Raw genomic sequence first — 24,506 nt, 5'->3', positions numbered from 1 at the left:
TGTTGTAAGCTATAAAAAGTAAGGACGGTGTTTATTAAATGAATTTTACTCAAGATAGGTGGAGTTTTAAATGGCTTCATTTTTATTTGATTGTAGTAGTTGTTGCATCTCTTTTATTACGAATATATTTAGCATTTCATTTAGAAGGATATGAACGAGATCAACTATTTTTCGTGGATTGGATGGACACGGTAGGTAAATATGGATTAGGTGATGTGTATGCACATGGGGACTTAGTAAACTACCCTCCGTTTTTCTTAGCTCTTTTAGGTATTTATGGGGTGATATTGTCATTTTTTAATATATACGTGGATGCTGCTGGTGTTTTAATTCGAGTCCCATCAATTGCATTTGAAGTAGTAGCTATAATTATTTTTGCTATGGCTTCTAAAAGGATAGAAAATTCGATTGTGAGAGCAGCATTAGTGACATTTTTTGCATTTAGCCCAGCGGTTATAGTGGATGGGACCATTTGGGGTCAAGTAGACATGTTACATAGTATATTGATGGTTAGTTCTATTTTATTGCTAATGTCTAAGCCAACTTGGTCTGGTGCTATTTACGCTATAGCGTTACTAGCTAAATTTCAATCAATCGTAATTGCACCTGTATTTGCTATGTATTTCCTAAAAATCATTTTTGAAAAAAGAGAAGGTAAGCAATTAATTAAATTTATAATAGGGTTCTGTGTCCCGTTATTAATATTCGGCCTTTATTTCGCAGCTCATGGAACATTTATTACTATGTTAACACAAGCATATTTAAATGCGGTGGGTACTTTCCCAACGGTAACTGTATTTGCTATGAATATTTGGTATTACGCGATTGGTACGGATCCTAATACGGTAGATACTATTCAAGTTTTACCACATATTACATTGAAAACAGTTGGATTAATACTCTTGTCTATTGCAGCGGCATTAACTTGTTTATATGTCTTTTTCCATCGCCATATGAATACGGCAGTTCTATTAAAAGCAGCGACTTTTATAAGTTTTGCGTTCTTTATGTTACCTACGCAAATGCATGAGAGATATGCTTTCCCAGCATTAGTATTTGTTATCTTTTTACTGCTATATGAAATGAAGTGGACAGGAATAGCTTTAGGATTAACGTTAACAATCTTTTTAAATATAGTAATGGTTCTGTATGCGGGCTCTAATACGAATATGGGAATGTTTATCGTTACTATTAATGTTTTTATTTTCTATGCTATGTGTAAATTATTAGTAAAAGAGTATTGTGATCGCTTTGAGTTGCTAATAAAGAAACAATAAAAATTATTATTTTAGAGAGAAGTACATTTTGCCAGTATGCAAAATGTACTTTTTTATTTTGAAAGAGTAAAATCCCAATAGAAAAATAAACATGAGAGGATACTTAGAAAATATAATTTCTAAAATACTACAATCATTCGGATAGTTATTAGGACTCTTTTAAATCATCAATCAACTTCTCAGCTAAGCGTCTATACATATTACTCATCGACACAAATGATGTTAGTAATAAAAATTTCTCTAGGTTCGGATCTTCTAAGGAAGAAATCTCACTTACTTCTGAAACACGGTTATTTACGTCTTGTGTAAAGTGTTCGACGTTGTTTTCGGTAAGGGTAAGATAATCTTTATATAGCGTATTTAATTCGAAGGAATCATCGCCTAATAAGGATTCATTTATATTTTCTAAGGAGCTTTTTATGTCATTAATGGAAAGAGCCCCTTTTAATTGATAAATTAGGCTAATTAAAATCATATGCTCTTTTGAGTATTTTTTATTTTTGATTGGAATAAACAGTTTACCTTTTGCATAATTGTTAATCATTGTTTTTGTTAATACTTTTTCATCATCGGTTCTTGTTGTATCCGCATAAGTATTTTCAAATAGTTGGACAACCTGGTCTACATACAAGTCGACATTTGGAATATCCTCAAGCGTAATATTTTTTTCTAAATGTAATGTTTCAAGCAATTTGTTTATATTTTCCACGTAGAACCCCTCGCTTTTATAACTTAGTGGAGCATAATGTTAAATTTATCTCTAAATATGGTATTACGAAACAAATGAATTGTAAATGTTGACCTCTAATAATAATGCGTATATAATTACATGTAGTTATTAAAACTACATGTAATTATATGAGGGGTGTTTATATGAATGCTTATATAAGGGAACCGGTTAATGCTTTTACCCACTTGGGAGGAGCTGTATTATCATTTATTGCATTATTAGCTATGCTTGTAAAAGTTTCTATTAAGATGCCATCTTTTGCGGCGATTACAGCTGTTATTTTGTTTGGCATCGGAATGATGGTTCTATATACAGCATCAGCTGTATATCATAGTGTGGTAGCCAGTGAACGTGTTATTTATTTCTTTCGGAAGCTAGATCATTCTATGATTTTTATATTGATTGCAGGTACATATGCACCATTTTGTTTAATTACATTACATTCCGCAAACGGTTTATTATTATTTTGTTTAGTTTATGCAACTGCCATTTGTGGTATTGCTTTTAAAATGTTTTGGTTTAGTTGCCCGAGATGGTTATCAACAGCAATTTATATTGCAATGGGCTGGTTAATTGTTCTGTTCTTTGCACCGTTAGCTGCTAACTTAAGTGCAGGAGGTATCGTGCTTCTAGTGCTTGGAGGCATTCTTTATACAATTGGTGGATTTATTTATGGAACAAAGCCAAAATGGTTAGAGTTTAAACATATGGGGCATCATGAAATTTTTCACGTGTTCGTGTTATTAGGGAGCCTTGCCCACTTTTTAAGTGTATATTACTACGTAATTTAACAATATGAAATTTCCGATTGATTTTTACTTTTCTTGATTAATAAATAAAAATATCGACACATATGTATGTTGAAGAGTTGCATAACGTAAAGGTTATGTGGCTCTTTTTTATATAAATAATAATTAAAAATAAATTTCAAGAATTATCAGTCTTTTTGTGATAGGATAGATGTGTATTAAGGTTATAAAATTTTATAATTAATAATAAGTGGGGGACTCTATATATGGCGATACTTATAACGGGTGGAGCAGGATATATTGGTAGTCATACGTGTATAGAATTATTAAATAATAATTATAAAATTATAGTCGTAGATAATCTTTCAAATAGTTCAATCGAATCTTTAAACCGAGTAAAAGAAATAACAGGAAAACAATTTGAATTTTATAAAGAAAGTGTTTTAAATCGTGAAAAAATGAATGAGATTTTTTTGAGAAATAACATTGAAGCGGTTATACATTTTGCTGGATTTAAAGCCGTAGGGGAATCAACTGCAATTCCCCTTACATATTATTATAATAATATAATAAGTACAATCATACTATGTGATGTGATGCAGAAACATAATGTTAAAAAATTTATTTTTAGTTCATCTGCAACTGTATATGGAGTTCCCAAAACATCACCAATTACAGAAGAATTTCCGCTAAGTGTGACAAATCCGTATGGGCAAACAAAATTAATGATTGAGCAAATTATGCGTGATGTAGCAAAAGCTGATGATGAATGGAGTATTGCATTACTTCGTTATTTCAATCCATTTGGAGCACATAAAAGTGGCCGTATTGGAGAAGATCCAAACGGGATTCCGAATAATTTAATGCCATATGTAACGCAGGTAGCGGTAGGTAAGTTAAAGGAACTAAATATATTCGGAAACGATTATCCAACAAAAGACGGGACAGGTGTCCGTGATTATATTCACGTTGTTGACCTTGCAAAAGGACATGTAAAAGCACTTGAGAAAGTACTTGAGACGAAAGGAATTGAGGCATATAATCTTGGCACAGGTAAAGGGTATAGCGTGTTGGAGATGGTAAAGGCTTTTGAGAAGGTTTCAGGTAAAAAAATACCTTATAAAGTGATAGGGCGTCGTCCTGGTGATGTAGCGATATGTTTTGCTGATGTATCTAAAGCAAAACGAGAATTGGGATGGGAAGCGGAATATGGGTTAGAAGAAATGTGTGTAGATTCTTGGAGATGGCAGGTAAATAATAAAAATGGTTATCAAATGATTTAAACGAGTTAGTATATAATAAATTGTATTCTTTATTATGTTGCTTGAGGTCAGTAATATGTTCATTTTAGGAAAGATAATGTAATAAAATATTACTGACCACAGCGTTTGAATAGTAACTAGTTATATATAAATTGGTGATAGAGAAAATAATCTTTAATGAACGCGAACAAGTTGTTTATGAAATACCGTATTACCTTCTTGACTTGTATAAGGCGGTACGCTTCGTCCGAAACAATTTGCAATAATATTGGAATGAGTAGGATAAGAAATACGAATTTCATACAAATTAATCGCTTCATCTAAATTAGCATAAAACACTGCTAGGTTGTTGCCTTGTAAAAGGTAGGGGAATTCTACCACTGTATCTTCACCAATTAGTACAGGTAATTTTACAGGATTAGAATAGTTAGACCAATCCCACACTTCTATATTTACATAATGTGCGTAATATGCATCTAAATTTACAATGTTTATTACTGCTGAAACTGTTGCAGGCTCTCTTGTTAATACACCTGTTGAATGAATAACAGATTGATGTGGATAATGAAGAGGCATAAATATCAGACCTTTCTAATTTAATATGATTGTACAATATTCTATGCAGATCATTAATAGAATGGTATAGGGAAAATACATTATTCTATTAATTTTTTATAGAAATAAAAAATGAAATATTGAATAATATTCCAATACTTGTATCATTGTTAAAGTGCGTTTATAATCAAATAATCCTATTAGCTTTTTGATTAATTTACTTATTATTGAAAGCGTTTTTATTGAGTGATACATTTTGATGGAAAACGTTACTGTATGACATATATCAAAAGGATTTTTTTATTGTTTTTTAAGGTAGGAAGTCTGACTTATTTCCGAAAAAACTTTGTATGTAGTTGTAAGTAAGAAGGAGAATAAGGAATAATATAATATTACAAGATAGGGAGGGACAGTGTGAAAACGTAAGGTTTTCACATGAGGATATATGGGTTACGTAGGATTATTACTTTCGGGTGCAGCTTTATTTTTGAATAGTCTTGTTATATTAGGAAAAGCAGAGATGAAAAGTGCGGGTGTTTTTAATTTATTTGTAGGTGCACTACAAATTATTATTCCGTTCTATTTGATCATGATTTCTGACCAAAGCAATTGGACAGTGTATTCATATGCAGCTACTTTCTTATTTGGATTAACCTATTTATATGTAGGTGTTACTTTTATAAAAGGAATGGATAGTAGTGGTTTAGGTTGGTTTTGTATGTGGGTAGCAATTATTGCCTTGTTCTATATGGTTGTTTCATTTGTTCAATTCCACGATGTTGTGAATGCATTAACGTGGTTTATGTGGGCATTACTTTGGTATTTATTCTTTGTATTAAATACACAAAAAAAGAATATTAATCAATATCTTGGAAGGATTGCCTTTGTGCAATCATGGGTAACATTGACGTTACCTTCACTCTTTTATTTTATGGGAGTATGGGGAGAGGGATTTGTATATGAACTATGGGTTTATGTATCCGTAATTTCTATTTTATACTTCTGTTATTGTATTTATAAATATCGAGTACGTTAATATATTTTCTGTAGAAAAGCATGGAATCGTTAAACGAATTCCATGCTTTTTATATGTTAGCATTTATAATAGAGAGGTAGTATTTTACAATTTATCAAAATGGGGATGATGAAGTTGAAAAAAGTATTGGTGCTAGGGGGAACAAGATTTTTTGGTAAACGTTTAGTAGAGGCACTTTTGCAAGATGGGCACGATGTAACGATTGCGACAAGAGGAATTACGGAGGATTCTTTTGGGAGTAGAGTAAATAGACTGATTGTAGATAGAGAAGATGAAAAACAATTAGCAGAGCGTCTAGAAGATAAAAGTTATGATATCGTATACGATAATTTATGTTATAGCTCGAATGCAGCGAAGGCAATATGTGAAGTGTTAAGAGGAAAAACTAAGAAATACGTTATGACATCTTCAATGGCTGTTTACGAGCCAGCAATAGGCTCGTTAGAAGAGAACTTTAATCCGTATGAGTATGCCATTACGTATGGGGATAGGAAGGATTTTAATTATGGCGAAGGCAAGCGATTAGCTGAAGCAGCTGTATTTCAACAAGCAACATTCCCAGTTGTTGCAGTGCGTTTTCCAGTTGTTATTGGAGAAAATGATTATACGAAAAGGTTACAATTTTACGTTGAACATATTGTGAGGGAAGAACCTGTCGCAGTGAATCATCTAGATGGAGAGTTGACATTTATACATGAAGAAGAAGCAGGCCAATTTCTAGCTTGGTGCGGGATAAAAGATATAGAAGGGCCAATTAATGCTTGTAGCAATGGGGTAGTTTCTACTCGTGAAATTATTCGTTTTATAGAAGAAAATATGGGAATAAAAGCACTGGTTAAAGAAGTAGGAGATAATGTAGCGCCTTATAATGAAGTAATTAATTGTACAGTACATAATGGAAAAGCTAATGAATTAGGATTCCCGTTTCGAGAGTTGAAAATAGAACTAGAAAAAGTATTACATTATTACATACATGCAATGAAATAATCATAAATCCCCCGGTGGCAATCCGGGGGATTCTGGAGGATTTCGACAATACTAATTTTACATTACCAAACTTACCTTATACGCACGACTAATGTGTTTGTGATTGAATTGCTTGTAAATACTTTTCATTTACCCGGTCCCAGTTCACCGTATGCCACCAATTGGTAACAAATTCTGGACGCCGATTTTGATACTTTAAATAATAGGCATGTTCCCATACATCGATGACGAGTAATGGAATCTTACCTTCTTGCAAAGGTGTATCTTGATTCGGTGTACTCATAACAGCAAGTTCTTCACCGTCAAGAACAAGCCACCCATAACCACTTCCAAAACGGCTAATAGCTGCTTTAGACAGTTGATCTTTTAAGTTGTCAAAGGTATTGAAATAATAATCAATTACTTTTGCAACGTCTCCATTAGGCTCGCCGCCACCCCGCGGGCTCATTACTTCCCAAAAAAGACTATGACAATAATGTCCACCACCGTTATTTCTGACAGCTGTAACAATTTCCTTTGGTAAATTTTCTAAATTACATAGTAACTCTTCTAAAGATTTATTATGTAATTCCGAATAGTTTTCTAATGCGGCATTCAAATTATTTACATATGTCGCATGGTGCTTTCCATGATGAATAGAAAGTGTGTTGCTATCGATATATGGCTCTAGTTCATCATAGTCATATGAAAGCTTTGGCAATTGAAATGAAGACATGACATTCCCTCCTTTCACTCAAAAAGTTGGCCTAGGTAAAAATAATTTACCTGAGTCAAAAATACACCTATTTTTTATAGAAGTCAATAGTAATCTCTTTAATTTTCTGAAAAATATTACAATAAAAGTAACACTGCGACTTTCATTTGTGACTCTCATTCTTTTTGCTTATACTGTAAGGTAGTAACGTTTTGTTGAAATAGAAGGAGATCGTTTATGAGTAAAACGAAACAATTAATCGAGGAAGCGAGTCAGTTTATTAAGATTTGCTATAAAGAGCTTAATAAAGAACAATTCATAGAAGAGAGAATGAAAGAAATTCAAGTTGAGATAGAGAAGACGGGGACGTATGAGCATACATTTGAAGAACTTGTTCATGGATCACGAATGGCATGGCGCAATAGTAATCGATGTATCGGAAGACTATTTTGGAGTAAGATGCATATATTAGATGCACGTGAAGTAAATGATGAAGAAGGTGTATACAATGCATTAATTCATCATATTAAATATGCAACGAACGATGGAAAAGTGAAACCAACAATTACAATTTTTAAGCAATATCAAGGTGAAGAAAATAATATACGCATTTATAATCACCAATTGATTCGATATGCAGGATATAAAACAGAAATGGGAGTGATTGGTGACTCTCATTCCACTGTATTTACGGATTTTTGTCAGGAACTTGGGTGGCAAGGAGAAGGTACGAATTTCGATGTATTGCCACTTGTGTTTTCTATAAATGGGAAGGCACCTATATATAAAGAAATTCCGAGAGAAGAAGTAAAAGAGGTGCCAATTGAACATCCAGAATACCCGATTTCATCACTTGGAGCAAAATGGTATGGGGTTCCAATGATTTCAGATATGTGCTTAGAAATTGGGGGCATTTCCTATACAGCCGCTCCGTTTAATGGGTGGTATATGGGAACAGAGATTGGGGCGCGTAACTTAGCGGATCATGATCGCTATAATTTACTTCCGGCTGTTGCAGAGATGATGGAGTTAGATACATCGAGAAACGGTACGTTATGGAAAGACAAGGCACTAATTGAGTTGAATATTGCTGTATTACACTCCTTCAAAAAACAAGGAGTTAGTATTGTAGATCATCATACAGCTGCACAACAATTTCAACAATTTGAGAAGCAAGAAGCAGCATGTGGACGGGTTGTCACTGGCAATTGGGTGTGGCTCATTCCACCGTTGTCACCAGCTACCACTCATATTTATCATAAGCCTTATCCGAATGAAATTTTGAAGCCGAATTTCTTTCATAAATGATATTTAGTATAGTTTTTTTATGCCAAAGATAATTTTTTTTAATTACTGTTACGTAGCAAATGGAAGCCTTTACTCTCGGTTATTTTTGGAAGGAGCTTTTTGAACCAAGGAGTTCCTTATGTTATAATCAAATTTCTGTTTCGAAGACCTTATAGAAATATAAGGTCTTTTGTTTTGCTTTTTTATGTAATAGGAATAGAAATTTTCTTTTAAATAAGGGATTTAGCATATTTTTAGGGACAACATAAGTGTGTAGAAAATCGATGAATTATTATACTTATATAATCATTATGTTTTAGGTGTAAACGATAAAACATAATAAAGTTGTTTTTTTAGATTGCTGAGGAAGGAGGAATTGTAAATGAGGATGAAGAGTCGAAAAACGGATTGGCCTGTATTTCTTATTAGTGGTGGCTCACTTTTATTATTTGTAATTGCAGTTATTTTAAATAAAAGTTACGTAGAGAAAGTTATTAATAATAGTTTTGCAGCTTCAATTAAATATTTTGGTGCCTTTTGGCAGGTGTTATTAATTGGTACATTTGTTGTTGCAATGTGTATGGCATTTTCGAAATATGGGAGAGTTAAACTTGGGGGGCTAGAAAAACCTGAGATTAGTACGACAAAATGGCTCGCTATTATTATGTCTACATTACTTGCCGGAGGTGGCGTTTTTTGGGCAGCCGCAGAGCCGATGTACCATTTGATGACGGTGCCACCAATACATGAAGGTATATCTGCTGGGACGAAAGAAGCAGTCATGCCTGCTTTAGCACAAAGTTATATGCACTGGGGTTTCCTCGCTTGGACGATTTTAGGTACAATTAGTGCGGTAGTTATGATGTATGGGCATTATCATAAAGGTATGCCGTTAAAACCTCGAACGCTTTTATATCCTATTTTTGGGGAGAAATTGCGAAAGAGTTTGCTTGGAACAATGATCGATGCATTTGCCATTATTGCGGTAGCTGCAGGGACGATTGGTCCGATCGGATTTTTAGGACTACAAGCAAGTTATGGGTTACAAGCATTGTTTAACATTCCTGATGTGTTTACTACTCAATTAGCCATTATTGTTTGTGTAGTAGCCGTTTCTACTATATCTGCGGTAACGGGAATTGATAAAGGGATTCAAATTATAAGTAATTTAAATGTTAGGTTAGCAGTTTTATTAATGGTATTCGTATTACTGTTTGGACCAGGTGGATTTATTATTGATTCATTTGTTTCTTCGTTTGGATTTTATATAAATGAATTTATTCCAATGAGCACATATCGTGGTGATACAGGTTGGTTAGGATCATGGACAATCTTTTTCTGGGGATGGTTTATTGGATACGGACCGATGATGGCAATTTTAGTGAGCCGTATTTCAAGAGGCAGAACAATCCGAGAAATCATCGTTGCAATTGGAATTATTGCACCTATTATTACAACGTTTTGGTTTACGATTTTGGGAGGATCAGGTGTATTTTATGAGTTAATGAATCCTGGTTCTATTTCGACCGCATTAAGTGAATCTGGTATGCCAGCAGCTATGATTGCAATTACAGGGCAACTGCCACTCTCTCATATTATTGGACCTGCATTTCTTTTATTAACAATCTTATTTGTAGTGACAACAGGAGACTCAATGGCTTATTCGATTTCAATGGCAGTGACTGGAGATGGAGATCCTAGAATCAGTTTGCGAGTGTTTTGGTCGCTTATTATGGGAACAGTTGCAGCGATTCTTTTATACATGGGTGAAGGAAGTATTAATGCATTGCAATCATTCATCGTAGTAACAGCTGTCCCGGTATCCATTCTGTTATTCCCAATGCTATGGCTAGCGCCTAAAGTTGCAGGGGAATTAGCCTTAAGACAAGGTATTGTAAAAGAAGAAGAGAAAACTTCCTTCTTGTTCCAAAAAGCTAGTAAATCAAAATAAATAATTGTATGTATATAAAAAGAGGAAGCATCTCATTCGAGATACTTCCTCTTTCCCATTTATCCAACTACTTTTCTTGAAGGATACGGTTTCAATCTATTCTAATACCTTATTTTTCGTCTCTGGGACACATAGTAGCATTGTAACTAAACCGATTGGATAGATAATGAAGATGAGAGATAGTGCCCCCATTAAATTTCCACCTGCAGCAAGTAAGCCGATAATAACAGGTCCGAATCCAGCTAAACCGCGTCCTGTTCCGAAAATAAAGTTCTCTGCTGTCGAGCGAGCTTCAGCAGGATAGTTTTCAGCTAAAACTGCCCCGAATCCTCCCATCATGCCATTTGCAAAGAATCCAAGCAATGCACTTCCCCATAACAATAATGTTGAGTCTGTGAATAAGAAGAAGTAAATGAGACAGTATATAGTACCGCCGACATAATAGATTGTAAAAGTTTTGCGGCGACCAATTTTATCGGCTAGAATACCAAACGTTGCAATTCCAATTAGCATGCCGATCGTAGAGATGAACATCCAACCGCTCGCTTTTGCTAATGTGTAGTTATATTTATTCGCTAAGATAGTTGGCATCCATGTGAAAATTCCATAATATCCAAAGTTCTGGATGAATGACATAATAATAAGACCAATTGTCGTTATCGTTACCTTTTTATTTGCAAATAACTTTCGAAGTGGGAACTTTTTCATTTGCTTTAGTTGTTCCGCCTCAGTAGTTGTTAAATTACCTTCAGCTTCTTTTTGTAGCAATTCTTTTTTGTATCGTTGTTTTTGTTCCCATATTTTCGGTTCGCTTAAACTTTTGCGGACGTAAACAGCTAATAAAGCAGGAATGAGTCCAAATAAGAAAACAGCTCTCCATCCAAAATGCGGGACGATAAATGCTGGAAGGAGAGAAGCGACTAGTACACCGAATTGCCATCCGAGCGCAACAACAGATGTCGCCTTAGCCCGCATTTCTTTAGACCATGTTTCAGTTACGATGGCCATTCCAATTCCGAATTCACCACCAACTCCCATTCCAACTAAAAAGCGAAGAATTAATAATTGCCAATAATCTGTTGCGAAATAAATAAGTGCTGTTGCTAGTGAGAATAGTAAGATTGTGAAGGCCATCGTACGAATACGCCCAAATAAATCAGCAATAAATCCAAATAAATAAGACCCGATTAGCATTCCTATTGTGGTAGCTAATGTTAAGTTTCCACCTTCAATAGGGCTTAAATGAAATTCTTTTAAAATGTAGACGAGTACGAAAGATAAGAGCAACATATCTAAACCTTCTGCTGCATATCCTAGCGCAGAGCCAAATAATGTTTTATATCTTTTCTCTTTCGTCTCCTCTGTTGTTGATTGTACATCAGTAGTGACGTTCATCATTACTCCTCCTTATTTTCTTCTACAGTCGCTATGGAAGAATAACAAAAGGCCTTCTCACCTGATATGATGAGAAGGCCAAAAAAGCATACGTATCCCTAAAAAAGACCATACGTATAGTATATTCCGACTTCCTTCTCAACCTCACGGGGTTGGGTTAAAGGACTGTATTATATTACTTTATTTTTAGCACTCTTCTATTAGATTGTCAAATAAAGAGTGGATAGTTATGTGTAAAATATTCCAAAAGATATTTCGTTCTTCTTGACGCCCACTTCATTATTTTCCCATAATAAAACTAACTCATATAAAAAGGAATGAATCACAGATGCTAAATTTAGTACTTATGATGATTGAACGCGTCGGACTTATTGTTATTTTAGGATTTTTACTTTCGCATATTAAAACATTCAGGCGCCTTCTTCATAAGCAAGATGGTTATGTAGATAAGCTTAAGCTTATTTGTATTTTTTCGGTGTTTACAATTGTAAGCAATTACACCGGGATTGAAATAGCAGGTAATACGATTATGAATGAAAATTGGCTACAGGGTGTTTCTTCATCGAGCACAATCGCGAATACACGTATTATGGGTGTTGGAATTAGCGGATTGCTTGGCGGACCTATTGTTGGAATTGGAGTAGGATCGATTGCTGGTATTCACCGCTATATGCTTGGCGGGACGACAGCGCTAAGTTGTGCAATCTCGTCAATTTTAGCAGGCATTATAACTGGATATATTGGACATATTTTCAAAAAATATAATCGTGCAATTACGCCTAAATTTTCAGCGGTTTTAAGTGTGTTTATCGTTTCTTTAGAAATGATTATGATCCTATTAATTGTAGAGGATGGAATGAGTATCGTGAAAACAATTGCGATACCAATGATCCTTGTAAATAGTTTCGGAAGTTTTATTTTGCTTTCTATGATACAAGCTATTCTGCGCCAGGAAGAGAACGCAAAGGCACTTCAGACTCATAAGGTATTACGTATTGCAGATAAAACGTTACCGTATTTTCGCCAAGGCTTAACAGAAGAATCTTGTAAGCATGTGGCACAAATTATTCACCGCTTTACAGGAACAGATGCGGTATCCTTAACAGATACAGAGAAAATATTAGCTCATGTTGGATTAGCGTCAGATCACCATATTCCTTCACATAGTTTAATAACCGGTTTGTCGAAAGAAGTGTTACACACAGGGGAAATAATGAAAGCGAAATCCCGTGAGGTCATTAATTGTCAACATGAAGGCTGCCCTTTGCAAGCTGCGATTGTTATTCCGCTAACTTCACATGGAAATACAATAGGGACATTAAAACTGTATTTCAAAAATCCTAACCAGTTAAGTCGTGTGGAAGAGGAATTAGCAGAAGGGTTAGCAAAAATATTCTCTACACAACTTGAATTAGGTGAAGCCGAGTTGCAAAGTAAATTATTGCAAGATGCGGAAATAAAGGCATTACAAGCACAAATTAACCCGCACTTTTTATTTAATGCGATTAATACAGTATCAGCTTTATGCCGAACAGATGTAGAAAAGGCAAGGAAGTTATTATTGCAGCTTAGCGTGTATTTCCGTTGTAATTTGCAAGGGGCACGTCAGCTATTGATTCCACTAGAACAAGAGTTAAACCATGTACAGGCATACCTATCGCTAGAACAAGCAAGGTTTCCAAATAAGTATGAAGTAAGGATGTATATTGAGGATGAGCTAAAGACAACTTTAGTACCACCGTTTGTTCTTCAACTATTGGTTGAAAATGCGTTGCGACACGCTTTTCCGAAGAAGCAACCAGTATGCGAAGTGGAAGTGCATGTTTTTGAAAAAGAGGGTATGGTTCATTTTGAAGTAAAGGATAATGGACAAGGGATTGAGGAAGAACGTTTAGAACAATTAGGAAAGATGGTAGTTTCGTCAAAGAAAGGGACTGGAACAGCTTTATATAATATTAATGAACGTCTTATTGGGTTATTTGGAAAAGAAACGATGCTTCATATCGAAAGTGAATTAAATAAAGGGGCAGAGATTACTTTTGTTATTCCAAAAAAAGTAGGGGAGGAAGAGAGGATTGTTAAAGGTACTAGTAGTTGATGATGAAATGTTAGCACGTGATGAACTAAAGTATTTATTAGAGAGAACGAAGGAAGTTGAGATCATTGGTGAGGCTGATTGTGTGGAAGACGCATTAGAGGAACTAATGAACAATAGACCAGATATTGTATTTCTAGATATTCAATTATCTGATGATAACGGATTTGAAATCGCAAATATATTAAAGAAGATGAAAAACCCACCTGCAATTGTGTTTGCGACTGCCTATGATCAATATGCGCTGCAAGCGTTTGAAGTAGATGCGTTAGATTACATTTTAAAGCCATTTGATGAAGAACGTATCGTACAGACATTAAAGAAATATAAAAAGCAAAAACAAATAAAATTAGAAACAAAACAAGAAGTAAAGAGTGTAGACGTAACGACCGAGATGCATAAATTAGCATTACCAATTGAGGAATCGATTGTACTTGTGAATATTGAAGATATTATATATGTAGGACTTGTGGACGGAAAAGTGACAGTAAAAACGATGAGAGAAACATATGTAACACATGATACACTTGTCATTTTGGAAAAGAAGTTGCCACAAGTAAGTTTTATGCGTGTTCATCGTAGTTTTATTGCAAATATTAATCATATTATAGAAATACAACCATGGTTCAACTCTACATATAATTTAATTATGAAAGAAGGATCGAAAGTACCTGTTAGCCGTACATATGCAAAAGAACTCAAAAAGCTGCTTCGTATTTAAGAAGTAGCTTTTTGCATTTCATCTACCTATTTTTGTAACTAATTTTATATATTTGACGTTCTATTGTGTAAACGCTTACAGTTTTGTTTCTATCTTATACAATTAAGTTACCAAATCGAAAGAGGTGGCCAAAATGAGTACGAAAAAAGTATATGGTTTCTTATCACAAGCATTCATATTTTCAGCTATTATGTTAGTTTCTAATATTATTGCAACACATTTACCAATTCCGATGCCTTCATCGGTAATCGGATTAGTCATTCTATTTAGCTTATTATGTTTAAAAGTTATTAAATTGGAACAAGTTGAATCACTCGGAACAGCTTTAACAGGTATTATCGGATTCCTTTTCGTTCCATCAGGTATTTCGGTTATTAATTCTCTTGGTGTAATGGGACAATATTTTGTACAAATTTTAACTGTAATTGTTGTCGCAACAATTATTTTACTCGCTGTAACAGGATTATTTGCACAATTTATTTTAGGAAAAGATGACAAAGAAATAGAAGATACGAAAGAATTGAAAGTAGTAAATAAAGGACGCAAGCACGGAAAAGTTGCGTAACTAATTTAGTGTATATTGTTAGGAGGGAATGAACATGGCAAGCACAATGACTCCATATTTCGGAATTGTTGTTTCATTAATAGCATACGGAATCGGAACACTATTATTTAAGCATTCAAAAGGATTCTTCTTATTCACACCATTATTCGTAGCGATGGTATTAGGGATTGTCTTTCTAAAAGTAGGTAACTTTACTTTTGAAGAATATAATACTGGTGGAAAAATGATTAGTTTCTTCTTAGAACCAGCAACAATCGCGTTTGCAATTCCATTATATAAACAAGTGGATAAGTTGAAAAAATATTGGTGGCAAATTTTATCGGCTATCGTAGTTGGATCCATTTGCTCAGTAATTGTCGTGTTCATTGTTGCAAAAGCAATTGGTTTAGATACAGCAGTAATGAATTCAATGTTACCACAAGCAGCAACAACAGCAATTGCGTTACCAATTTCTGAGAGCATCGGTGGTATACCAGCAATTACATCGTTTGCAGTAATCTTTAACGCAGTTATTGTATACGCATTAGGAGCATTATTCTTAAAAACATTTAGAGTGAAACATCCAATTGCAAAAGGTTTAGCACTTGGAACAGCAGGTCACGCATTAGGAGTGGCAGTAGGAATTGAAATGGGTGAAGTAGAGGCAGCTATGGCAAGTATTGCTGTAACAGTAGTTGGGGTTGTAACTGTAGTTGTCATACCGATGTTTATGCCGTTTATTGGATAGTAAAACTTACTTAAAAAAATGCGAAAAGCAAGCTATTTGTAGGACAGATTTCTACTGATAGCTTGCTTTTTATGTTACAGTAGTGGTAAGACCTCTTTTAACAAAATGTAAGTTTCCTTAAATCTTCATTAATACTTTGTAGAATACGTTTTGAATTAGGTCATTGTATTGTAAAATAAGAAGTAAGCTACTATAGATCTGCTAAGGTAGGCGTATAATGAGCTTATAAAAATCTTAATATGAATGAATAATTAAAAGTAGAAAAGAGAGAAAAATCTACTTATTAACGTTTTACTTTATAGGACAGGAGAGAGTACTCGTCGATTATGCAAATAAAAAACCTGTTTCAAAGCAAAGGATTTCAGAGGTTACTCGTATTAGTAATACTTGCTCTCGTGTTATATGGGCTGCAAAGTATGTTGAATTTAATATTAATTACGTTTATTCTTACGTATTTAATGGATCGATTCCAAAAGTTTATTTCTCGCAAATTAGACCACTTTATGCCCATTAATCGAAAGCTCATTATAGCATTTCTATATGTCATGTTAATTGGTGGAATTGCTATTACGCTATTTAAATATTTACCAGTATTAACAATACAAATTTCACAATTAATTTATCAATTTAACGTATTTTTAAGAAACCCACCAGATAGTGAATTAATTAAGTATGCAGTTAACGCTGTCAATCATATGGAACTTTCGAAATATGTAGGACAAGGCGTTGACATTTTGTATAAATCGATTACGAATGTTGGGAAATTTGGCCTTCAAGTGTTACTTTCTTTAATTTTAAGTTTATTTTTCTTATTGGAAAAAGCTCGTATCGTTGCTTTTACTGCAAAATTTAAAGAAAGCCGACTTGCAATTTTCTATACTGAAATTGAGTACTTCGGTAAGAAATTTGCACGTTCATTCGGAAAAGTAATTGAAGCACAATTTTTAATTGCAGTTGTTAACTGTGTTCTATCCGTTATTGCACTATGGATATTAGGATTCCCACAATTATTAGGTTTAGCGTTAATGATCTTCTTGCTCGGTTTAATTCCAGTAGCTGGGGTTATCATTTCATTATTCCCGCTTTGTATGATTGCTTACAATATCGGCGGTATTATGTATGTTGTGTATATTTTAGTTATCGTAACAGTGATTCATGCGCTTGAAAGTTACGTGTTAAATCCGAAGTTCATGTCGCAAAAAACAAATTTACCGATTTTCTATACATTTATGGTATTAATCTTCTCAGAACACTTCTTAGGTGTATGGGGATTAATTATCGGTATTCCGATCTTCATTTTCTTATTAGATGTCTTAGATGTGACAAGTGATGAAATGGAGAATGACACCAGAAAAAATAAAGTGGAGTAAAGAAAAAGCATCGATGTTCGATGCTTTTTCTTTTATAACATGATGTTTCGTGTGCCATACTGTAAGGAGAAGATAGAATAGGGGTGAAGTAATGGCTGTAAATGAAAAAATAGAGTTAGCTACATTTGCTGGAGGGTGCTTCTGGTGTATGGTTTCGCCATTTGAAGAGATGGAAGGAATTATAAAGGTTGTTTCTGGCTATACAGGTGGTCATAAAGAAAATCCAACCTATAAAGAAGTGTGCTCGGAAACGACGGGACATTATGAGGCGGTACAAATTACATTTGATGCAAATAAAATGCCGTATGAAGAGTTATTAAATATATATTGGAGACAAATTGATCCGACTGACATTGGAGGGCAATTCCACGATCGCGGGCAGTCTTACGAAACAGTGATTTTTTATCACGATGAAGAACAACATAGAAAAGCAGAAGCATCAAAAGAAGAGCTCGAGAAGAGTGGGCGTTTTTCAAAGCCGATTGCGACGAGAATTTTGCCAGCTGCTATGTTTTATCCAGCTGAAGAATATCATCAAGGATATCATAAGAAAAATACATTCCGTTATGAGTTATATCGTAAAGGTTCAGGGAGAGATGCCTTTATTAAACAACATTGGCCAAAAGATAATGCTCATTTAAAAGAAAAACTCAATGACATGCAGTTTTATGTAACGCAGGAAAGTGGAACTGAACCGCCCTTCCAAAATGAGTATTGGAATCATAAAGAAGAAGGTCTTTATGTAGACATCGTTTCAGGTGAGCCTTTGTTTACTTCGATAGATAAATTTGATAGTGGGTGTGGATGGCCTAGTTTTACAAAGCCAGTTATGTCAGCAAGCGTGAAAGAAAAGATGGATGTGAGTCATAATATGACGCGTACAGAAGTGAGAAGTAAGGAAGGGGATTCACATCTAGGGCATGTATTTCCGGACGGACCAGGAGCAAATGGCCTTCGTTACTGTATTAATTCCGCAGCACTTCGATTTATTCCAAAAGAAGAGTTAGAGAAAGAAGGATACGGTGATTTTTTAGTCTTGTTTGGAAATAAAAAATAACCTCGCTAACTGCGAGGTTATTTTTTGTTATTTTGCTTTTTTCTTTTTAAATTTGCTTAATACTTCATAAACAATTGGAACAATAAGAAGTGTTAATAACGTTGAACTTGTTAATCCACCAATTACTGTTACACCAAGTCCTTTAGAAATTAAGCCGCTACCTTCAAATCCTAATGCAAGCGGGATAAGAGCTCCGATTGTTGCAATTGCAGTCATTAAAATAGGGCGAAGGCGTGTTGCACCGGCTTCTAATAAAGCATCGCGCGTTGATAGCCCTTCATTTTCTTTATGAATAACGCGGTCGATAAGTACGATAGCGTTTGTTACAACGATACCGATTAACATAAGTGCACCAATCATTGCAGATACACTTAACGTTTCGCCTGAGATTAATAAGGCAACAAGGGCCCCAATAATCGTGAATGGCAGCGAGAATAAAATTGCGAATGGTGCAAGGGCACCACCAAATGTAACGACAAGAACGAAGTATACAATGGCAATCGCAGCTAACATCGCTAAGCCAAGTTGCTTAAATGATTCTTCAATATCCTTTGTAACGCCGCCCATAGAAACATCTACGCCAGAAGGAAGATCCATTTTATCTACTTCTTTTTGAACAGCGGCAGATGCCTTTGAAACGTCATCAGATGTTAGTTTTGCACTTACTTCCGCATAAACACGGCCATCACGGTGTTTCACTGTATTTGAAGTTTCCCCTTCTTTTACAGTCATCACATCTTTCACAGCCACTTCATTACCAAGTGGTGTTGTAAGTTTTCGATTTGTTAAGTCATCGATTGTTTCATAATTTTGTTTTTCAGCTTCTACATATACATTGACGTCTTTACCGTCTTTTTTTATTGTTGTCAGAACAGGGCGATCATGTTGATTAGAAAGTCCCATTCCAATTTGAGCTGCCGTTAGACCCATTTTACTTAGCTTTTCCTGATCTGCGACTAAAGTGTACTCTGCGTATGTTTTTGCAATACTAGAGTCTATATCTTTTAAGTCTTTATTTTTCTTCATGATGTTTTGAATATCTTTTACGACAGGCTTAATGTCTTCCGAGTTATCTCCGTAAACGTATAGTTTAATTTCGTTACTACCGCCACTTGCTCCGAAATCTTGGTTTTTCCATTCGCCTTTTCCAGACATCTTCTGTAAATCTTTAACGACTTGCTCTTTTTCTTTTTCGAAGTTTTTCGTGTCGTTATCATATTGCACGAAGAACATCGCTTGATTTGATTGACCAGGACTCATTGGGTTTTCGCCACCTAATGAGAACTGAATTGTTTTGACGTCTTTATTATCTTGGAAGTGCTTCTCAGCTTTTGTTGCAATTTTTTCAACGTCTTCTAACGTTTGCCCCGGTTCAGGATTGTACGTTGTAATGATCATTTTTTCTTCTTCAGCTGGTAAGAAACTTACACCGATAATTGGCACTAGTGCAAGACTACCAACTAATAGAAGGACAGCAATACTTGATGTAATAATTTTGTGATTTAAAGCCCATGCAAGTATGCGTTTATAAATGTTTGCTAATTTACTTGGTTTTTCTTCATGATGTACTTCTTTTTCCCTCATGCTCTCTTTCTTAAATAAAGAGTGAGCTAACATCGGCACGATTGTAACTGCCACTAGTAATGATGCTAATAAAGCGAAGACAATAGTTAAGGCAAATGGTAAGAACATTTCACCAATCATACCTTTTACTAGTCCAAGCGGTAAGAATACAGCAATTGTTACAATAGTAGAAGACATAATTGGGATAAACATTTCCTTCGTAGCTTCACGAATTAAATCTTTTCCGCGCAGTTTCTCTTCTGATAACGACATTCGTCGGTAAATATTTTCAATAACAACAATGGAGTCATCGACAACGCGTCCAATAGCGACTGTCATTGCTCCAAGTGTCATAATGTTAAGCGTAATATCCATTTGTTTTATAACTAATACAGCAATTAATAAAGAAAGTGGTATGGAAACGACAGAGATTAATGTTGTTCGGATATTTCGTAGGAACAGCATAATAATAACAATCGCAAAGATAGCACCAAAAATGGCTTTGCTCAGCATTGTTTCTACTGATTTCTCAATCGGTGCACCTTGGTCGAATGTTGAAATAATCTCTAAGTCTTTATATTTTTTCTCAAGGTCTTTTACTTTATCTTTCACTGCATTTACAACATCAACTGTATTCGCGTCAGCAGCCTTCACAATTTGAATTCCAATTGCTTCTTTTCCATTTGTTCGAGAAATAGATTCTGCTTTTCCGACTTCCTTAATTTCAGCAATTTCTTCTAATGTAACTGTCGGAATCCCGTTCATAGCAGCTGGATTCATTTGTGGTGTTTGTGCACCGGCACCGGCGTTTTGACTATCTTGACCGCTCGGTGATGAAGGAACAGCTGGGATTTTTAATTCTTTCAATGCTTTCATTGTTGTAATGTTTCCATCTACAACAACTGATTTTTCCGTGTCTTTAAATGTATATAAGCCAAGTGGTAAAGATACGTCCGATCCTTTAATTACATTTTTTACAGTATCTTCACTTAAACCTAATTCTTTCATTTTATCTTTCTTGAAGACAAGTTGTACTTCATCTACTTGTTGACCTGAAATTTGAACAGATGCGACTCCATCAAGTCCTTTTAATCCTGGAACAACATTTTTTTCTACACTTTCAGTTAAGGTAGCTAAAGAATCATTTTTACTTGCTACGCTTAATGAAATAACAGGAAAGGCATTAAAGTTTACACGTGAAACTTTCGGATCCTTTATACCTTCTGGCAGTTTCACATTTGCGAGAGCTTCTTTAATTTCTGTTTCAGCCTTTTCCATATTTTTATCAAAATCATATTCTACCTGAATAGAAGATGCATTTTGAAAAGATGATGAACTAACAACGTTTACACCACTTAAATTTTGCAGTTGCTCTTCCATCGGTTTTGAAACTTTGTCAGCTACTTCTTCTGGCGTAGCACCAGGATAAACCGTGGTTACTGTTACGATCGGTGTTGTAATATCAGGAATTGTTTCCAGCTTCATGTTCAGCCCAGAATAAATACCTGCAATGGTAACAATAATGGTTAGTAGCCAAACTGCGAACTTATTTTTTAACGAGAAATTAATGATTTTGTTCATGTTTGCGCTCCCTTTGTATTGTATTGACCAACTGGTCAGTCTAATACATAATATAACTGACTGATTGGTCAGTCGTCAATGAAAAGGGATGGTATAATAAAGTGAAACTTTAATCAGCGGGAATTTTTTCATTCCTACTGATTATTAGTTGAGCCCCCACCTAACTTCTTTGTTTTCACTGAATTTTGAGGCGGGGGGATTACTGCCCGGCGAATAGCGGGATAAATTCATAATAAGATGCGAGATTAAATTTAGGAGAGACATGATATGAAAGAAAAAGAGCGTTTAATTATAGAGATGGCTATGAAGTTATTTGCGACTAAGGGTGTAAATGCGACATCAGTACAGGAAATTGTGACAGCTTGTGGCATATCTAAGGGAGCTTTCTATTTATACTTTAAATCGAAAGAGGAGCTTTTATTAGCAACACTTCGATATTACTATGACAAGATTCAAAATAAAATGATGGATATTGAAAAAGAATCATTATTACCGCGTGAAAAATTTGCAAAACAATTGCATTGCCAGTTTAACGATATACAAAAGCATAAAGAATTTATTATTATGCATGCGAGGGAAAATGCTATACCTTTTAATAAAGAAGTAGAAGAGTTTATGATGCGGATGAAGTTAGAGTCTCACGCATTTTATCGGAATAGTTTACTGTCTATTTATGGTGAGAAGGTTATACCTTATTTATTAGATTTAGTCATTATGGTAGAAGGCATATGCCGTGGATATTTAGAGTTAATTATTTTACAAGCGTCAGAAATTGACTTATCGTATGTTTCTACTTTTATTTTGAAAAGAGTAGATAATTTAGTAGATGGATTGGTAGAATCTTCGGAAGAACCTGTGTTACATGAAGAAAAGCTTGGAGAATTTCTTTGCAAATCAGGGCTTATTAAGGAGCAGGTTAAGGAACACTTTTTAAAAGAAATTATCGTTTTTAAACGTACATTAGCTGATCAATTAGAAGATGAGGAGTTGCTTGTGACATTAGATGTTTTGGAGGCAGAAATGAGATTGCAAAATCCAAGGATCCCGGTCATTCAAGGGATGCTATCTAATTTAGAGGTATATCCAAATTTAAAAGAATTTCGCTTGAGGCTTATGGGGTATTACAATATAAAAAGGTAACAATGATAGCTTTCATTGTTACCTTTTTTATTATGCATTCACTTTTTCTTTTATTTGTGTAGTCTCTTCTTGCTCAATATTGATTGTTTCTTTCACAATATAAATCGGACGGTTTTTACTCTCGTCATAAATACGAGCAATATATTGGCCAACGATTCCAAGACCAAGCAACTGAATACCGCTAAAGAATGTAATAGCAACCATAATGGATGCCCAACCTGTTTGCGTACCAGTGCCAATAATTTTCACAGTAATTGTATATAGTAAGACGATTATTGAAATGAGAACTGATAATAATCCTAAAGTCATAACGATACGTAACGGTTTTGTTGAAAACGCAATAATGCCATCAGATGCAAATTTAATCATTTTCTTTAATGGATATTTTGTTTCACCAGCAAAGCGCTCATCGCGTTCATATTCAACATACGTTTGGCGGAAGCCAACCCAAGACATCATACCTCGGATGAAGCGATTGCGCTCAGTCATTTGATTGAAAACATCAGCTACTTTACGATCGATGATTCGGAAATCACCAGTATCTTTTGGGATATCGATATCAGACATGTAGTTTAAGAATTTATAGAAATATTTAGCTGTTAAAAGTTTAAACCAAGTTTCACCTTTACGTTGTTTACGTTTCGCATAAACAACTTCATATCCTTCTTCCCATTTTGCAATAAGTTCAGGAATAACTTCAGGCGGATCTTGTAAGTCTGCATCGATAATTACAATAGCGTCACCTTTTGCAGCAGCAATACCAGCTGTAACGGCTATTTGGTGTCCAAAGTTACGTGCGAAATTGACGATTTTTGTACGGTAATCATTTGCTGCAATCTCAGATAAGATTTCCATTGTACGGTCTGTACTACCGTCGTTTACAAAGACAAACTCGTAATTAATATCATTTTGAAGCATAACGGACTTTAAACGGTTATAACATTCCTGTGCTACTTCTTCCTCGAAGTACATAGGAACTACAACCGAAATTAATTTTTGCATGTTGTATCCTCCGTAGTTTTAATAAGTTGTTTACGTTTAATTAGTAGCTTTTTCAGATTGGTTGAATGTCCAAATTTTATTAAGGACAAAATTGATAACCATTCCGACACCAATTGCGAAAATCTGTGCAATTAACGCATTAAAGGTAAGTTTATCTACTAATATAAATAAACATAATGTATTAAAAGCAAATACAATTAAATTTACAGTTAGAAATTTAAAGAACATTGACGTGCTTTTATTATTAGGTTTAAACACCCAGTTTTTATTCCAATAGTAGCTATTGGCAACACCAATTGAATAGGCAATGGTATTCGCAATAAGGTAGTTCATCCCGAATTTTAACAATATCCAAAAGCTAATAATTGTAATGAGTGTATTAAAGATTCCTACTAAACCAAACTTTAAGAGTTTCTCCATAATAGTATCCTCATCTTTATAAAATATATAAATAAAACAGGAAATGTAAAAAGATTATTCGTACATAACAAATACTTATTATAGCATATTTTATGATGAAACGTTATTTATTTTGATTAGAGTGATTTTTTTATCAATTAGAAAAAATAGGTATTATATACAAAATATAGATAAACGTGTGATATGCTTTACGTACCACCGACAATTAAAAAGTATAGTGCGAACAAAAATAACATGTGTATTTTTAGTTTTGTGGTAAAAATGAATAGTCCTCAATTTTCATTATGTTTTTGTAATGGAGATAACGTTATTCTTAATACTAATCTTTAAAGGAGTAAATTG

General features: G+C 34.5%; 21 protein-coding genes. 14 read left to right on the top strand and 7 right to left on the bottom strand.

Translation table 11 applies throughout. The features are described 5' to 3' along the window. The first annotated feature begins 38 nt into the window (after window positions 1–38). Window positions 39–1,277, top strand: coding sequence for a putative hexosyltransferase (locus tag KI369_RS00555; RefSeq protein WP_212954742.1), 1,239 nt, complete (start codon window positions 39–41; stop codon window positions 1,275–1,277). Window positions 1,278–1,425: 148 nt separating this feature from the next. Here KI369_RS00555 and KI369_RS00550 read toward each other — a convergent pair whose 3' ends face one another. Continuing rightward, on the bottom strand, window positions 1,426–1,986 hold the full coding sequence (locus KI369_RS00550; protein WP_212954741.1) for a DUF1836 domain-containing protein: 561 nt from the start codon (window positions 1,984–1,986) through the stop codon (window positions 1,426–1,428). Window positions 1,987–2,150: 164 nt separating this feature from the next. On the opposite strand from KI369_RS00550, the gene trhA reads away from it, so the two are divergent. Next, a complete protein-coding gene (gene trhA, locus KI369_RS00545; RefSeq protein ID WP_212954740.1) occupies window positions 2,151–2,798 on the top strand; it encodes a PAQR family membrane homeostasis protein TrhA in 648 nt (215 codons plus the stop codon). Window positions 2,799–3,022: 224 nt separating this feature from the next. Then, window positions 3,023–4,039 (top strand): UDP-glucose 4-epimerase GalE, encoded by a 1,017-nt coding sequence (galE, locus tag KI369_RS00540; RefSeq protein ID WP_212954739.1) that lies wholly within the window; start codon window positions 3,023–3,025, stop codon window positions 4,037–4,039. Window positions 4,040–4,192: 153 nt separating this feature from the next. Here galE and KI369_RS00535 read toward each other — a convergent pair whose 3' ends face one another. After that, window positions 4,193–4,594: a hypothetical protein gene (locus KI369_RS00535; RefSeq protein WP_212954738.1), complete on the bottom strand. Its 402-nt coding sequence runs from the start codon at window positions 4,592–4,594 to the stop codon at window positions 4,193–4,195. A 424-nt stretch (window positions 4,595–5,018) separates the two neighbouring features. Between KI369_RS00535 and KI369_RS00530 the strand changes: the two genes are divergently transcribed. Then, window positions 5,019–5,609 carry an AmiS/UreI family transporter gene (locus KI369_RS00530; protein WP_000542574.1) on the top strand — a complete coding sequence of 197 codons (591 nt, stop codon included), beginning with the start codon at window positions 5,019–5,021 and terminating at the stop codon, window positions 5,607–5,609. A gap of 105 nt (window positions 5,610–5,714) precedes the next feature. Beyond that, the gene (locus KI369_RS00525; RefSeq protein WP_212954737.1) at window positions 5,715–6,596 is read left to right on the top strand and encodes an NAD-dependent epimerase/dehydratase family protein; all 882 of its coding nucleotides are present in this window, start codon (window positions 5,715–5,717) and stop codon (window positions 6,594–6,596) included. Between the two features lie 88 nt (window positions 6,597–6,684). Here the strand turns inward: KI369_RS00525 and sodA are convergent, their stop codons facing one another. Beyond that, a complete protein-coding gene (gene sodA, locus KI369_RS00520; protein ID WP_212954736.1) occupies window positions 6,685–7,311 on the bottom strand; it encodes a superoxide dismutase in 627 nt (208 codons plus the stop codon). A 216-nt stretch (window positions 7,312–7,527) separates the two neighbouring features. On the opposite strand from sodA, the gene KI369_RS00515 reads away from it, so the two are divergent. Both KI369_RS00515 and KI369_RS00510 read left to right on the top strand, forming a co-directional pair. After that, on the top strand, window positions 7,528–8,598 hold the full coding sequence (locus KI369_RS00515) for a nitric oxide synthase oxygenase (RefSeq protein WP_212954735.1): 1,071 nt from the start codon (window positions 7,528–7,530) through the stop codon (window positions 8,596–8,598). A 361-nt stretch (window positions 8,599–8,959) separates the two neighbouring features. Then, a complete protein-coding gene (locus KI369_RS00510) occupies window positions 8,960–10,528 on the top strand; it encodes a BCCT family transporter (RefSeq protein ID WP_212954734.1) in 1,569 nt (522 codons plus the stop codon). Between the two features lie 96 nt (window positions 10,529–10,624). Here the strand turns inward: KI369_RS00510 and KI369_RS00505 are convergent, their stop codons facing one another. Continuing rightward, window positions 10,625–11,923 (bottom strand): MFS transporter, encoded by a 1,299-nt coding sequence (locus tag KI369_RS00505; RefSeq protein ID WP_212954733.1) that lies wholly within the window; start codon window positions 11,921–11,923, stop codon window positions 10,625–10,627. A 328-nt stretch (window positions 11,924–12,251) separates the two neighbouring features. Here KI369_RS00505 and lytS point away from each other — a divergent pair, with 328 nt between their 5' ends. From lytS to msrB, 6 genes are all read left to right on the top strand, one after another. Further along, window positions 12,252–14,021, top strand: a complete 1,770-nt coding sequence (gene lytS, locus KI369_RS00500) for a sensor histidine kinase (protein WP_212954732.1) — start codon at window positions 12,252–12,254, stop codon at window positions 14,019–14,021. After that, window positions 13,999–14,739: a LytR/AlgR family response regulator transcription factor gene (locus KI369_RS00495; RefSeq protein WP_212954731.1), complete on the top strand. Its 741-nt coding sequence runs from the start codon at window positions 13,999–14,001 to the stop codon at window positions 14,737–14,739. Before lytS ends, KI369_RS00495 begins: the two co-directional genes overlap by 23 nt. A 133-nt stretch (window positions 14,740–14,872) precedes the next feature. Then, entirely contained in the window at window positions 14,873–15,304 is a 432-nt protein-coding gene (gene lrgA, locus KI369_RS00490) for an antiholin-like murein hydrolase modulator LrgA (protein ID WP_212954730.1), read from the top strand. 34 nt (window positions 15,305–15,338) lie between these two features. After that, window positions 15,339–16,031, top strand: coding sequence for an antiholin-like protein LrgB (gene lrgB, locus KI369_RS00485; RefSeq protein ID WP_000168869.1), 693 nt, complete (start codon window positions 15,339–15,341; stop codon window positions 16,029–16,031). A gap of 326 nt (window positions 16,032–16,357) precedes the next feature. After that, complete coding sequence (locus KI369_RS00480) at window positions 16,358–17,401, top strand: AI-2E family transporter (protein ID WP_212954729.1); 1,044 nt, start codon at window positions 16,358–16,360, stop codon at window positions 17,399–17,401. Window positions 17,402–17,492: 91 nt separating this feature from the next. Next, window positions 17,493–18,458, top strand: coding sequence for a peptide-methionine (R)-S-oxide reductase MsrB (msrB, locus tag KI369_RS00475; protein ID WP_212954728.1), 966 nt, complete (start codon window positions 17,493–17,495; stop codon window positions 18,456–18,458). A 27-nt stretch (window positions 18,459–18,485) separates the two neighbouring features. On the opposite strand, the gene KI369_RS00470 is transcribed toward msrB, so the two are convergent. Continuing rightward, a complete protein-coding gene (locus tag KI369_RS00470) occupies window positions 18,486–21,602 on the bottom strand; it encodes an efflux RND transporter permease subunit (RefSeq protein WP_212954727.1) in 3,117 nt (1,038 codons plus the stop codon). 267 nt (window positions 21,603–21,869) lie between these two features. On the opposite strand from KI369_RS00470, the gene KI369_RS00465 reads away from it, so the two are divergent. Then, window positions 21,870–22,742, top strand: a complete 873-nt coding sequence (locus KI369_RS00465) for a TetR/AcrR family transcriptional regulator (RefSeq protein ID WP_212954726.1) — start codon at window positions 21,870–21,872, stop codon at window positions 22,740–22,742. Window positions 22,743–22,772: 30 nt separating this feature from the next. On the opposite strand, the gene KI369_RS00460 is transcribed toward KI369_RS00465, so the two are convergent. Together KI369_RS00460 and KI369_RS00455 are read right to left on the bottom strand one after the other, a co-directional pair. Next, window positions 22,773–23,744 carry a glycosyltransferase family 2 protein gene (locus KI369_RS00460; protein ID WP_212954725.1) on the bottom strand — a complete coding sequence of 324 codons (972 nt, stop codon included), beginning with the start codon at window positions 23,742–23,744 and terminating at the stop codon, window positions 22,773–22,775. Window positions 23,745–23,780: 36 nt separating this feature from the next. After that, window positions 23,781–24,164: a GtrA family protein gene (locus KI369_RS00455; RefSeq protein WP_212954724.1), complete on the bottom strand. Its 384-nt coding sequence runs from the start codon at window positions 24,162–24,164 to the stop codon at window positions 23,781–23,783. Window positions 24,165–24,506: the final 342 nt, after the last annotated feature.

The organism is Bacillus sanguinis (assembly GCF_018332475.1).
GTDB lineage: Bacteria > Bacillota > Bacilli > Bacillales > Bacillaceae_G > Bacillus_A > Bacillus_A sanguinis.
This window is presented reverse-complemented; position numbering and strand designations above follow the sequence as displayed.